This is a genomic window from Alkanindiges hydrocarboniclasticus (assembly GCF_001982605.1).
Taxonomy (GTDB): Bacteria; Pseudomonadota; Gammaproteobacteria; order Pseudomonadales; family Moraxellaceae; genus Alkanindiges; species Alkanindiges hydrocarboniclasticus.
In genome coordinates, this window is the sequence record NZ_MLCN01000008.1 from 80,269 (window position 1) to 93,667 (window position 13,399).

Here is a 13,399-nt window from a genome sequence, read left to right on the forward strand (position 1 = left end):
AAGCTGAGGGAATAACAATATGTCAGTGATTGATATTGGCGGCACGGTTCGTAGTGGCGAGGAGCTGGATATTGCTGCCGTGGAGCAGTGGCTTAAATCACAAGGAATGGATTTGCAGGGCAATGCGCGTGTAACCCAGTATTCCGGTGGTGCATCCAACTGGACCTACCGCATTGAATATGACAATCAGGATTTGATTCTGCGCCGTCCACCCGCAGGCACCAAGGCCAAGTCGGCGCATGACATGGTACGTGAATACACCGTACAAAAAGCCTTAAAACCGGCCTATCCACTGGTGCCGGACATGGTGGCACTGTGTACCGATGAGGCAGTGCTGGGGTGTGATTTTTATGTAATGCAGCGGGTAGAAGGCATTATTCCACGTGCCAATTTGCCTCGGGAAATTAACTTTGGTAAAACTGAGGTCAGGCAGCTGTGTATCAATGTGCTGGATGCCTTAATTGATTTGCATCAGGTGGATTACCACGGCACTGAGCTTGCAAGCTTAAGTAAAAATACCGGCAAGACTGACCCAAATCAACCGGGCTATTGCCAGCGGCAGGTCGAAGGCTGGGACAAGCGCTATGAAAAAGCCCGCACCCTTAATGTCCCCAGTTTTAAGCTGGTGCGGCGCTGGCTCAAAAGCAATCTTCCAGCGGATAGCAAAACCTGCGTCATCCACAATGACTGGCGCTTTGACAATGTGATTTTAGACCCGCAAGAACCCACCCGCGTAATTGGCGTGCTGGACTGGGAAATGGCGACCTTGGGTGATCCACTAATGGATCTGGGCAGTGCGCTGGCTTACTGGGTGCAGCCGGATGACAACATGATCCTGCGAGCTATGCGTCGCCAGCCCACTCACTTGCCCGGCATGTTTAGCCGCAAGGAAGTGGTGCAATATTACCTTGATAAAACCGGCATGCACACCAGCAACTGGACCTTTTATGAGGTGTTTGGCATGTTCAGGCTGGCGGTGATTGCCCAGCAGATTTATTACCGCTATTACCACAAACAAACCCGTAACCCGGCCTTTAAAAATTTCTGGCTGATTGTGCATGCCCTGCATGTGCGCTGCCTAAAACTCATGGCGCAGCACACCGCTTCAAGCGTCCTGTCACATTCAAGCCTGTTGTCAAAACTAAACAGCCAACGCAAAGGACAATAAGCAATTATGGCACTCATTACCTTGATCCGGCACGGGCAGGCCTCATTTGGTGCGGCCAATTATGACCAGCTTTCGCCCAAGGGCTTTGTGCAGGCCCGCCATCTGGGTGAGCTGTTTGCCAGCCAGCAGCAACAGTTTGATCAGGCGTGGATGGGTGAAATGGCACGCCATCAGCAAACCGCAGAACGCTGCCTGAGTGCGGCCAGTTTTGTACTCAATCCGCTAGTGCACAAGGGCCTAAACGAGTTTGACCATGAACAGGTGCTAATGAATCTGGACAGCGCACGCTATCCCACCAAGCAGGCGCTAATGCAGGCCATTGCGGCCACTGAGCATCCCAAAAAAACGCTGGGCAAACTGTTTGGTGCTGCCATGCAGCGCTGGCAATGCGGTGAGTATGATTGCGATTATACGGAAACATGGCAGCAGTTTCAGGCCCGTAGCCATGCTGCGTTTAATGACATTGTGGCGCAAAGCAATGGTGAACATAGCGTGGTGTTTAGCTCAGGCGGGGTAATTTCCGTCATTGTGCAGGCGCTCATGGGCTTAAGTGATCAGGTTACCTTTGAGCTGAACTGGGCACTGGTCAATTGTGGCCTGACCCAGATTCGCAGTGATGGCCGCAAACATACGGTACTAAGCATTAATGAACATAATCATTTTCGCGGACAGGCCAGTGACTTGCTGACTTGGCATTAGGATTGGGCAATAAAATTGGGCATTAATCCCAACTATTTGTGATGTGGTCGCGGTCTGGTTTTTTTTATTCTGATACGGCAGGAACAAGAATATGGCAACAAATCCTCAAGTGTTAAACAGCAATGGCAAGGTGATTTTAATTACGGGTGCCAGCTCGGGCTTGGGTGCAGGCATGGCGCGTGAGTTTGCAGCACTGGGTTATAATCTGGCCTTGTGCGCACGCAGGCTGGAGCGGCTGCAACAGCTAAAAGCCGAGCTTGAACAGCAGTATGGTATTACAGTGGCCATTCAAAGCCTTGATGTGAATGACTATGATCAGGTATTTAGTGTGTTTCGCAAGTTTGCGGCGCAGTGTGGCACGCTAGACCGGATTATTGTTAACGCTGGGGTGGGTGAAGGCCGCCGCATTGGCAAGGGTCATTTTGAGATTAACCGCAAAACGGCTGAAACCAACTTTATTTCCGCACTGGCCCAATGCGAAGCTGCGGTTGAGATTTTCCGCAAGCAAAACTATGGCCATCTGGTGACCATGTCCTCCATGTCAGCCATGCGGGGATTGCCCAAGCATTTGTCTACCTATGCCGCCAGCAAGGCAGCTCTGGCGCACTTAACCGAAGGTATCCGCGCCGAGCTGATTGATACACCCATTAAAGTATCGACCATTTTCCCCGGCTATATCCGTACTGAACTCAATGAAGGCGCCAAAAAACTGCCGTTTGAAGTGAGCGAAAAAGTCGGTAGCAAAGCGTTGGTCAAGGCCATTGAAAAGCAGCCGGTGAAGGCTTATGTCCCCGACTGGCCATGGAAGCCACTGGGCTTTTTGATGCGCAACCTGCCGTTACGACTGGTGAATAAACTCAGCTAGTTATTGGTATAGTATCCATCGTATTTAAAACGCATAAGTTCAGCAGGGAGCAGGGCATGAGTTTGATTGATTTTCCAATTGTTGATCCACATATTCATCAGTGGAATCCCTACACCACACCACATCGGGCTGCATTGCTGGTCAAATTGCTGGGCAAAGATCCGTATCTTATGGATCAGGTTGCCCGAAAAGCCATGCCAAAACCATTAATGGATATGCTGGGCCTGACTGATTATGCACTGGCACCCTATTTGCCAGCCGATTATGCTGCTGATCTGGGCAATAATGGGTTGGCTGATGCTCTACAGGCTGAGCACCAGCAGTTCGGCTATCAGGTCGAGCAGGTGGTGCATATTGAAGCCGGCTGGCACGACCACAAAGGCAGCGGTGTAGTGGGCGAAACCCGCTGGGTTAAACAATTGCCGTTTGAGCAGCATGGCATTCGCTTGGGCGGTATTGTCGCTACGGCAGATTTTACAGACTACAGGTTTAAAAAGATCCTGCAATTGCATCAGGCACAGACTCCCTTACTGCGCGGTTTACGGCGTATGGCATCGCATCATCCTGACTGGGGTATACAGCGGTGGAGTGAAGCGCCACATTTATATACAAACCGCAAATTTCTGGCGGGCTTTGAGCAATTTGCCAAAACCGGGCTTAGCTTTGATGCCTGGGTGTATTCCAACCAGATTCCTGATGTCACACAGCTTGCCAGTCGTTTTCCCCAAACACCAATTGTGCTGGATCATCTGGGCACACCCGTTGGCCTGTTTGGGCCGGTAGGCAACTACACGGGTGTAACCACCGCTGCCCGTCAGGATATTTTTCATCACTGGAAAGAGGATATTGCGCAACTGGCTGAACAGCCCAATGTCCATGCCAAAATTTCTGGCCTGATGATGCCGGTATTGGGTCATGCATTTTATAAAAACCGCCAGTTGGCCAGTCCAGAACAAATGGTTGATTTACTGTCACCGCTGATTGAGCATGCCATTGCTGTGTTTGGGGTTCAGCGCATTATTTATGCCTCTAACTTTCCAATGGATAAGGTCAACACCAGCCTGACCAATTTGTTGGATGCTTATGCCCGCATGATTCAGCCGCATGGGGATGCGGCCATGCAAGCCATTTTTCGTGACAATGCCAAGCGTTTTTACCGGCTGGTTTAGTTGGCCTACGCAAGTAAATAAAAATTTTTTATCAAAAAGTCCGGCGGTGTAATGCGGCCGGGTTCTGGTTTTAGAACTTGCAGATGAGTAGACATTACAATTCAGCATGAGATCTTTTAAAACGGCTCAATATACTTTTTAACCACTTTAAGGCTATTTTAAAAATTATAAATTATTAAAATTTATTGCCTTTTATACCAATTACGTCAGTTTGGCTGAGTGACTGGCGCATTTTGTATAAAAGCTGGTAGAAGCTGTCAACACTTTTAACTTAAAAAAAATAATACTGCCAGTGGGACAGCAAGCCATATGCCATCCAATCGGCCAACAGGAAGTGAAACGCCATGACTGAAAACAACAATAGTGAAACCAGCAATGCTAAACCCAGTAGTTTTAAAGCACATACCCCCATAAGCAGACGCTCAGCAACGGCTATAGTGAAAACCAGTTTATCTACAATGAGTCCGTCTCAAACCACTGTGTCTAAATCCGTTATGCCGATAATCAGGGATCGGGATAGCGGCAGTACAGACATTAATAATCCAGATGACCAGAGCACGAATAAGGGTAATCCCGGTAACAGTAAACACAGTAACAGCACTCACAGTGTGAACCAGCGCAAGACTGGGCAGATTTTGCGTATCCATCACCTAAACTGCGGCACCATGTGCCCGGCTTGCCAGAAGCTGATCAATGGTTATGGCAGCTGGAAAAAACCGGCGCGGCTGGTTTGTCATTGTCTGCTGCTTGAAACCACGCTGGGTTTGATTCTGGTGGATTGTGGCTTTGGCAGTCGTGATGTCCAGAATCCACGGGGACGGCTGGGAGATACCTTTTTAAAACTGGCCAGACCCACACTGGATATAAGCGAAACTGCGCTGTACCAGATTCAGGCACTGGGCTATGCCCCGGAAGCTGTTAGCCATATTATTCCCACGCATCTGGATCTGGATCACGCTGGTGGCTTAAGCGATTTCCCCCATGCCAAAGTACACGTGCTTGAGGCGGAATTACTGCAAATTGTGCAGCCGGACATGCGTGACCTGTTGCGTTTCCGTTCGGTTCAATTTGAGCACCAGCCGCAATGGGTGGTGCATTCTCTAAGCCAGAGCCAGGCACAGCAGCCATGGTTTGGTTTTGATGCCATTGCACCCATTACCGCACTGGCAAATGACCTGCTGCTGGTTCCGCTGATTGGCCATACCAAAGGCCATGTTGGTGTGGCGGTGCGGCAGGGTAAAAAATGGCTGTTGCACTGTGGCGACGCTTATTTTCACCACAGCCAGATTAGCGCGCAACCACGTATGCCGCCGGGATTAAAATTCTTTGAAAAGCTGGTACAAACCTATGCCAAGCCACGGATAGCCAATCTGGCGCGCCTGCAACAACTGGCCCTGCATCATGGTGATGAGGTTTCCCTGTTTTGTGCGCATGACCCACAGGAACTCATGCGCTATACCGCCAGCTAAACCAATAGTTGCAATAGGGCAGGCGGCTTGTGTTGGCCAGTTATTCAGTGATGCCTATTAACCTTGTCAGCTTGCAGCATGGGCGAATGGATGCCTGAACTATAAAGCAAGCTGTAATCTGGCTGTAATGGGTTTTAAATATCTGTTCAGTAGTCTATCGGTTTCCTTGTTTGGCGAATGAGAACCCTGCCATGAAACTGAACCAGATCATCCTGATTTCCGTTTTTTTACCATTATTTTTAATTACAACCTATATGCTGCTTAGTACTTCGCTAGTGACCTATCATTAAGACACTATTTAACCAATAACAGCGCAAATGAGCTAAAAAATGTGCAATGTATAAAACTAATTGATTTTTTTGTTGACGTGGCAACAATAGGCGCGTATAAATGCCACCTCTGCTGCGGGGTGGAGCAGTCTGGTAGCTCGTCGGGCTCATAACCCGAAGGTCGTTGGTTCAAATCCAGCCCCCGCTACCATTGTTTATTTAGACAATGGTAAAGATTTCTGAAAAACAAGTTTTATAGTCCAGTCTCACCGACTGGACTTTTTTTATGGGTCATATTTATAACTACTTGTATGACTATTGGTGCGGTTAAATAAGCTACAGGCACTGATTAGCCTTAGCTTTATAATTGATAAGAAAAATTTTAGCCTATATTAAGTAATTTTTAAAAATAATAGATTTGACCATTTTTTAGGCGTACAATGGGCTCTTGAGAAGCCAAGATGGCTCCGCTTATATAGAAGATAATAATGATACCTTATGTTCGACTGGCCTACGCCAGTACGGCAACTGCCAATCCGGCCCATATCCGCAATGACTTGCTCCAGATTCTTGATTCTGCTACCGGTTATAATTCTAACCATCAGCTTACCGGGGTGCTACTGTATGGTAACGGCTATTTTTTCCAGTGCATTGAAGGGCAAAAGCACCAGGTTGATGACTTGTATCAGCATTTGCTCAAGGATTCGCGCCATCAAGATATCACGCTGCTGTCTTATGAAAGCAGGGAGCAACTAAGGTTCGACCAATGGGGGCTGCGTTATGTGCATTTTGAGGCACCCGTAGAGCATTTTTTTAGCCAGAACCACTTGGCGGTGTTCAATCCCTATTTACTCAATACCACCCTGATTCATCCGTTTCTGGATACTTTATACAACGATGCCCGTAATCATCCCGGTCAGCCAAATCAGGCGTTAATGGCACTGGAAGCCAGCCAGAGTGGTTATGTCATGAGTGTCTGGGATATGGGCATGGTGGCCGCATGGATCCTACTGGCGCTGCTACCATTGTATCTAATTGTTACCCTAGTACCGGGTACTTCCGGTTTTTTCATGTTTTAGCGCCGCTTTATGAAGATCAGATGATATTGCTTAACCAAACAGGTATGGCATGCATTTTTTCTCGTTTTAACATGGATTGATCGGCAATAAAGGTAAAGGGAGGACAGCATGATTATTGATTTACTGGTTCAGGATAATCCCAATATATCCTTCTCCATTGATGGCGAACCGGCCTATATGGTGGATGACTTGTATGTACACCGCATTACGACTGGCTATGAAAAAATGTGGCAGGAACTCAAGCTGCAAAAATTTATGCATGTGGCACTTAAAAAAACTTTTCAGCACACCTTGAGCAAAGTGTATTTATATGACCTGCAACATCATACGTTACTCGATGAAATCGGCTTCTGTGAAGTTATTACAATCCGCTAAGCAATAGTCCATGCGGGTAGGCTTTTAAACAGGTATTCGCCTAATTTGGCCATACCTCAAAACACTGCCGTCGCATAAGTTCCTTAATCAAAACACAATAAACATTTGCCTACCAAATCATAACTTAAAATCGGGAAAAAGCTGGCTAGGGTAGGGATCATTGTGTAAAAAATGAGGACGCTCAATGAATCCTTACCTGAAGTTTGGCCTGATGATTCTGGCCTCTACACTGGCCATGTTTGTGATGATGTACAGCAACGTCTATCAGGCCGAGCATATTTTCTTTAGTGAAACCCGGGCTTATATGGCTATTTTTATGGGTGCAGTCATGGCCATTGTCATGCTGAGCTTTATGCAGGGCATGTATCACAACAAAACATATAACCTGATGATTTATGCTGCCAGTGTGGTGATTGCCACCTTGTCGTTATGGCTAGTGCGCAGTCAGGCCACGGTGGACCAGATTTCATGGATGAAAGCCATGATTCCGCATCATTCCATTGCCATCCTTACCAGTGAGCGCGCCAGTATTCAAGACCCACGGGTGCGGGAACTGGCAGATGGGATTATTCAAACGCAAAAAGAAGAAATTATCCGGATGAAGCAGCTAATTAATGAGCTGGAGCAGGATAAAAACCAGTAACCAGCCCCATTGCCGCTGTACAGCCTATAAAGAGGGATCGACTATTTATTCAGGCGAGGCCGGCTGGATCGCGGTGGCTGTCAACAAACCTTGCTGAATTAAATTCAGGGTAGACGGACTGAGATAAAAATCGCTGAGTTGCAAGCGAATCAGCTGATCAAGCACCTGATGCTGGTTTAATGCGGCAATGGCCTGCGGCAGGAAGCGGTTGGCATCATTAATCAGGTGCTGTTTGCTAATGCCAATTTCTTCTAGCAGTTCAGATACCGGATAGTCGCCATACACTTCAAAAAATACATCAATACCGGTAAAAATTAGCCGTTGCAAATATTCAGTCTGGCGCAGCTCACGCCATAGTTCATAAATCAGCACAAAAAATTCTTCAATATCCAGTGCTTCAATGCCACTGGACAGCTCATTGAGCGGAAGGTCTTTAATATTAAGCCAAACCTGCCATGCAATATCCTTTAATTCAGCAGCATCCAGACCAAGCAACTGAGTGCCCTGATTCTGGATAAACTGGCTTAAATGCTGTTCGGCAATTGCCAGCAGCTTTTCTTCCTGTTGTAACAGCAGTTTCATCAGGCGCGGCAGCAGGGGCGTTTTGGCCAGCCAGCCTTCACCCAGTTGCAGGGAAATCTGTTCACGCCAGTTGGGCAGCTGTTTTTTAAGCAAGCTGGAAATAATCTGGCCAATAACTTCATGGGCAGCAGGACTTTGCAATACCGCCTGTACCAGATGATGCCGAACCTGATCCAGTTCCAGAATCTTGTCAATCCATTGTTCCAGTTGCTGGCTGGAAATCAGCGTTTGCAGGGTAGGGGCCAGATGATTGGCCTCGCTATACAGACGCTGGGCCATGGCCCCAATCAGTTCAATCATGCCAGCGCCCAGATTCAGGTCAAAGGCATACACCTGAACCACTTCGCGAATGCTCTCGGCACTCACGACTTCTTCAAGCGTAATATCCTTGCCCTGTTCCAGACAAAAGTTGATCAGGCTGCTGGCCTGATCACTAAGTTCGGCACTGTTCAGGCGTGCTTTGACAAACGCCACCTGTGCTTCCAGTAACTGCTCAGCCAGCAAGCGGGCTTGTGATGCAGGGTCTACTGACTGAACGGTATGATCCGGTGCCTGACCTGATGACTGATCTGATAACTGGGTCATTAAGGATTAATCTCCGGCCTGCCAGCCATTGACCAGTGGATAGCGGCGTTCACGGCCAAAGGCACGACTGGTCACACGCGGGCCAATGGCAGACTGGCGGCGCTTGTATTCATTACGGTCTACCATGTTAATGATACGGTTGACCACATCGCAGTCAAAGCCTTGTTCAACCAGTGCCGTCTGGCTCAGGTCATGCTCTATGTAGCCCTGCAAAATGGCATCCAGAATTTCATACGGCGGCAGGGAGTCCTGATCCACCTGATCTGGACGTAGCTCGGCAGATGGCGGACGGCTAATCACGCGTTCTGGAATAACCGGGGTTTCTTCCAGTGAGTTACGGTAGCGACACAGCTCAAACACTTGGGTTTTGTATACATCTTTTAGCACATCATAGCCACCGGCCATGTCGCCATACAGGGTAGCATAGCCCACCGCCATTTCTGACTTGTTGCCTGTAGTCAGTACCAAGTGGCCAAACTTGTTGGACAACGCCATTAACAACATACCCCGGGTACGGGCTTGCAGGTTTTCTTCTGTTACGCCCACGTCACTGTCGCCAAAGAACGGATGCAGGGTACTGACAAAGCTATTCACAATATTATGAATTTCGGCCACATGATAAGCCACATTTAGGCGTTTGGCCTGTGCTGCAGCATCGTCCAGACTAATCTGGGCGGTATAGGCAAAAGGCATCATCACGGCATTGACCCGTTCTGGCCCCAGTGCATCCACAGCAATGGCAAGGCTTAAGGCTGAATCCACACCACCTGACAGGCCCAGAATCACCCCGGGAAAACCGGAGCGGTTCACATAGTCACGCACGCCAACCACCAGTGTCTGGTAAGTTTCGGCCAACGGTGACAGCGCGGCAACGGCTGGCTGCTGTTTAAAGGCGTGCGTTTCGCAGTCAAATTCAGTCAGTAAAATCTGTTCGCTAAAGCGGTTGGCTTCAGCAGCAATGCTGCCATCGGCATTCACTGCCATGGAGCCACCATCAAACACCAGATCATCCTGTCCACCCACGCAGTTGACATACGCCAGCGGAATTGCATTGGCTTTAGTTTGGGTTTGCAGGAGCTGCTTGCGGCGGTCATGCTTGCCGGTTTCAAATGGTGAGGCATTAAGCACCACCGCCAGATCGGCCCCCAGTTTCTTTAACTGGCAAATGGGTTTTTCCTGCCAAATATCTTCGCATACCAGCAGGCCTACTTTCTGGCCCTTTATTTCCAGAATCACATGCTGTGATCCGGTAGTAAAATAGCGGCGTTCATCAAAAACGCTATAGTTAGGCAGGTATTGCTTGTGATAAACACCCAGAATCTTGCCATCACACAATACCGCAGCGGAGTTGTAGCGCGGCTGTGGCTGTGTAGGATGGTCATCCTGATGGGGGTAGCCTACTACCATGGTAATGCCATTGACCTGCTTTAGCACATCCAGCGCATTACGGACGCGCTTGTTCATGCTGGCCCGTAGCAACAGGTCTTCAGGAGGATAGCCGGTGACTGCCAGTTCGGGGAAAACAATGACATCAGCACCTTTTTGTTTGGCTTGTTCAGCAAGCTGCACCATTTGTTTTGCGTTTGCCAGCAGATCACCAACACGGGGAGAAAATTGCGCCAGGGCAAAGGTTAACACACTCATAATAATCCGATTTCCTTAGTACCCTGACCATTATCAGGGCAAGCTTTGCACTGCATTGTTGATGGGCGAATGCGATATGACTGTTATAAATTGCATTGCGACAACAAAGGCTTATAGTGCAAAAAAGTAATTAAAATTAGCAGATATTGTAAAGCATTTATGTTGCCTTTAGAAAAAGTTTCGACGAAAGAAGCACATAAATGCAGCTAAATATCCTAATTTCCGGCATTTTAAAAAACAGCGTCCTAAAGTCACCATACTATTTTTAACGGTAAATTAATGTAAAGAAGTGATGTAGTACGCTTATAATATGGCCTGTTCTTTAAGACTTGTTTTACAACGCGGGTTTTATCAACGGCTTGCTATCAAGGGCAGCGAACACCAATAATAGCGCTTTATGCGATTCCTACTGACATTTTTTTATGAGCCATAGTTTGCTAAATCAGATCCTGCGCCTCAAAAAATATCGCCCTTTAACGCTGGGTGAAAAAAGTCTGGCGTATTCTGTTTTTCACGACCAGCTTGATCTGGATAAACCTCTGATTGTTGCCAGTGGCTGGGTAGTGCCGGGCTACGCCATTAGCCCTAATGGCCATATTTATTTTAACCCGGCTGATTGCCTGAATGATTTTTCTATGGCCCCACTGGGCAAGCAGGCCTGGTTTATTCATGAAATGACGCATGTGTGGCAGGTACAGCAGGGTATGAAAGTAATCCGGCGTGCCATACTGGATCGCCGTTACCAATATTTGCTTAAAGAAGGCAAAAGCTTTTTTCAGTACGGCATTGAGCAGCAGGCACAAATGGTACAGGATTTTTTTGTCCAGCGCAGTCTAGGGCAGGATTGCCGCGCTCTTGAACGCTGCCTGCCATTTTTTAGTACGTCGCCGCCACCACTTCAATCAACCGTCGTTTAATACTCACTGTTTGATCACTTTCATGATTGGTATGGTTGTTTCCCGTTACCCTGCATAAGCCTGCAATCTGCAAGAGGGTTTACAATGCTGTAAAATTTAATGGCCTAAGGCTTACACCAATTGGTCAGCAAAGTACTGTTTTAACTTGGATAGCTTGGGTGGAATAGAAAAATTACAGTAACCTTGGGTAGGGTTTTTGGTATAAAAATCCTGATGATAGCTTTCGGCCTCATAGAAGGGCACGGCTGCACTGAGTTCTGTCACTGCATTAATGCCTTGCTGTTTAAGCTGTTCAATCTTGGCTTGGGCAATTTGTTGTTGCTGCTCATTCTGGTAATAAATGACCGAACGGTACTGGCTACCGATATCATTGCCCTGACGGTTTAATGTCGTGGGATCATGGGTAGCAAAGAAAATATCCAGCAAGGTGTCAAAACTGATCGTAGTGTCATCAAAATCCACTGCAATGACTTCGGCATGGCCTGTTGCACCAGAGCACACCTGTTCATAGTTGGGGTTAGGCCGCGCACCACCGGCGTAACCACTGATAACCTGACTTACCCCTTTGACCTGACGAAAAACGGCTTCGGTACACCAGAAACAACCGCCGCCAAATATTGCACGTTGCTGCGCCATGAATAAATCTCCTGAGCAATGCCTAAATAAAAAGTTGCCTTAATTGCAGTACATAATCAAATTAAAATGCCTGCGCTGCTATGCATAAGGGTTATTTGGGCGCTGAGCTGCCTGCCTTGCGTAAGGTCAGCAGTTTATCGCCAGCAGCATCTAGCAAAATCAGATAATTACTTTCAAGGCGATAAGCTGTAGTACGACTTAAAGCATCGGCAAAGTTACGCGACACGCTGTCATTGCCGGGAATACAGGCCATTTTGGTACTGGCCATCTGGCCGAATTTCAAGCTGGTCATGTCAGCCTGATAGCTGCCCATAACCCGGTTACAACCATCATTACCAGAAAAACGCCCGGTATTTTCATCAAGCTGAAGGGCTGGCCGCATTTCCGGATTGATGCCATCGGTGGAACCATCCATAGGCTGAACTTGTTCCCAGCGTGAACCAGTTAATATCTTTAAGGAATTGGACGTGGCAACATTAGCCTCTAATTGAAGCTCACCAGCCTGATTTAGCGCCGGTGTACTGCTACAGGCAGCAACACCCAGCACGGCACAGGTTAGCGTCAGGTAAAGTGCACGTGATGGATGAAGAAACATGCTAAAAAATTGCAGGGCCATATGATGTCCATGGTTTTAATTGATTTACAGTTATCAAAACAGAAAGCAGCTAAAACATGTATAGGGCTTATATAGCGCAACAGTAAGACAATGTTGCCAAAAGCAGAGCAACTGGCAAATATGTAGGATTATGGCAGGCGCTGATAACGCACAAATTCAAAGGCTACCCCGGTTTTTTCGTCCTGCACGGGCTGACGGCTTACAGCCTGAAATGATTCAGGAATAGCTGGATAAAAGGTATCGCCTTTGACATTTAAATTAACATGGGTGAGTTCCAGCCGGTCGGCAATGTCCAGCGTTTGCCGAAAAATTTCAGCGCCACCAATAATAAAAAGGGATTGCTGCTCCAGTTGTTTAATATCGGCACTGGCCTGATTGAGGATGTCATCCAGTGTATGCGCAACTTTAACCTGATCTGCCTGCCAGCTTTTATCACGGGTCAGCACCCAGTTAATGCGGTTAGGCAATGCGCGGCCCATGGAGTCATAGGTTTTACGGCCCATGACAATTACCCCGCCCTGGGTAATGCGTTTAAAGTGTTTGAGGTCTTCTGTGAGGTGCCATGGCAACTGGTTATCGACGCCAATGCAATGCTGCTCATCCATGGCAACCACATGTACAATTTCGAGTCCGTTGCAGGCCATATTCATGTCTCTTTTCGTTCAATCGTGGGTAGCTAAAGC

13 protein-coding genes, 1 tRNA gene and 1 pseudogene are annotated in these 13,399 nt (G+C 47.7%); 10 read left to right on the plus strand and 5 right to left on the minus strand.

The genetic code is table 11. The annotated features are described in order from the left end of the window. Positions 1-19: 19 nt before the first annotated feature. From BKE30_RS03515 to BKE30_RS03555, 9 genes and pseudogenes are all read left to right on the plus strand, one after another. A pseudogene (locus BKE30_RS03515) lies at positions 20-1,096 on the plus strand (phosphotransferase family protein); the annotation flags it as partial. Between the two features lie 78 nt (positions 1,097-1,174). Further along, entirely contained in the window at positions 1,175-1,867 is a 693-nt protein-coding gene (locus BKE30_RS03520; protein ID WP_076877277.1) for a histidine phosphatase family protein, read from the plus strand. A 91-nt stretch (positions 1,868-1,958) separates the two neighbouring features. Next, a complete protein-coding gene (locus BKE30_RS03525) occupies positions 1,959-2,732 on the plus strand; it encodes an SDR family oxidoreductase (protein ID WP_076877278.1) in 774 nt (257 codons plus the stop codon). 56 nt (positions 2,733-2,788) lie between these two features. After that, positions 2,789-3,901 (plus strand): amidohydrolase family protein, encoded by a 1,113-nt coding sequence (locus BKE30_RS03530; protein WP_076877279.1) that lies wholly within the window; start codon positions 2,789-2,791, stop codon positions 3,899-3,901. A 344-nt stretch (positions 3,902-4,245) separates the two neighbouring features. Further along, positions 4,246-5,370 (plus strand): MBL fold metallo-hydrolase, encoded by a 1,125-nt coding sequence (locus BKE30_RS03535; protein WP_198938037.1) that lies wholly within the window; start codon positions 4,246-4,248, stop codon positions 5,368-5,370. Between the two features lie 403 nt (positions 5,371-5,773). Further along, positions 5,774-5,850 (plus strand) — tRNA-Met (locus BKE30_RS03540). Positions 5,851-6,127: 277 nt separating this feature from the next. Beyond that, the gene (locus tag BKE30_RS03545) at positions 6,128-6,718 is read left to right on the plus strand and encodes a BLUF domain-containing protein (RefSeq protein ID WP_076877280.1); all 591 of its coding nucleotides are present in this window, start codon (positions 6,128-6,130) and stop codon (positions 6,716-6,718) included. Positions 6,719-6,826: 108 nt separating this feature from the next. Beyond that, a complete protein-coding gene (locus BKE30_RS03550) occupies positions 6,827-7,093 on the plus strand; it encodes a hypothetical protein (protein WP_076877281.1) in 267 nt (88 codons plus the stop codon). A 184-nt stretch (positions 7,094-7,277) separates the two neighbouring features. Continuing rightward, positions 7,278-7,736 carry a DUF305 domain-containing protein gene (locus BKE30_RS03555; protein WP_076877282.1) on the plus strand — a complete coding sequence of 153 codons (459 nt, stop codon included), beginning with the start codon at positions 7,278-7,280 and terminating at the stop codon, positions 7,734-7,736. A 45-nt stretch (positions 7,737-7,781) separates the two neighbouring features. On the opposite strand, the gene BKE30_RS03560 is transcribed toward BKE30_RS03555, so the two are convergent. Both BKE30_RS03560 and BKE30_RS03565 read right to left on the minus strand, forming a co-directional pair. After that, the gene (locus BKE30_RS03560) at positions 7,782-8,903 is read right to left on the minus strand and encodes a hypothetical protein (protein ID WP_076877283.1); all 1,122 of its coding nucleotides are present in this window, start codon (positions 8,901-8,903) and stop codon (positions 7,782-7,784) included. Positions 8,904-8,909: 6 nt separating this feature from the next. Beyond that, positions 8,910-10,547 carry an NAD+ synthase gene (locus tag BKE30_RS03565; RefSeq protein ID WP_076877284.1) on the minus strand — a complete coding sequence of 546 codons (1,638 nt, stop codon included), beginning with the start codon at positions 10,545-10,547 and terminating at the stop codon, positions 8,910-8,912. A gap of 422 nt (positions 10,548-10,969) precedes the next feature. Here BKE30_RS03565 and BKE30_RS03570 point away from each other — a divergent pair, with 422 nt between their 5' ends. Then, complete coding sequence (locus BKE30_RS03570; protein ID WP_076877285.1) at positions 10,970-11,464, plus strand: type IV secretion protein Rhs; 495 nt, start codon at positions 10,970-10,972, stop codon at positions 11,462-11,464. Between the two features lie 111 nt (positions 11,465-11,575). Here BKE30_RS03570 and msrA read toward each other — a convergent pair whose 3' ends face one another. The 3 genes from msrA to BKE30_RS03585 form a co-directional block, all read right to left on the minus strand. After that, positions 11,576-12,100, minus strand: coding sequence for a peptide-methionine (S)-S-oxide reductase MsrA (msrA, locus tag BKE30_RS03575; protein ID WP_076877286.1), 525 nt, complete (start codon positions 12,098-12,100; stop codon positions 11,576-11,578). A gap of 91 nt (positions 12,101-12,191) precedes the next feature. Continuing rightward, a complete protein-coding gene (locus BKE30_RS03580; protein WP_158073151.1) occupies positions 12,192-12,695 on the minus strand; it encodes an META domain-containing protein in 504 nt (167 codons plus the stop codon). A 149-nt stretch (positions 12,696-12,844) separates the two neighbouring features. Then, the gene (locus BKE30_RS03585) at positions 12,845-13,360 is read right to left on the minus strand and encodes a dihydrofolate reductase (protein ID WP_076877451.1); all 516 of its coding nucleotides are present in this window, start codon (positions 13,358-13,360) and stop codon (positions 12,845-12,847) included. Between the last annotated feature and the right edge of the window lie 39 nt (positions 13,361-13,399).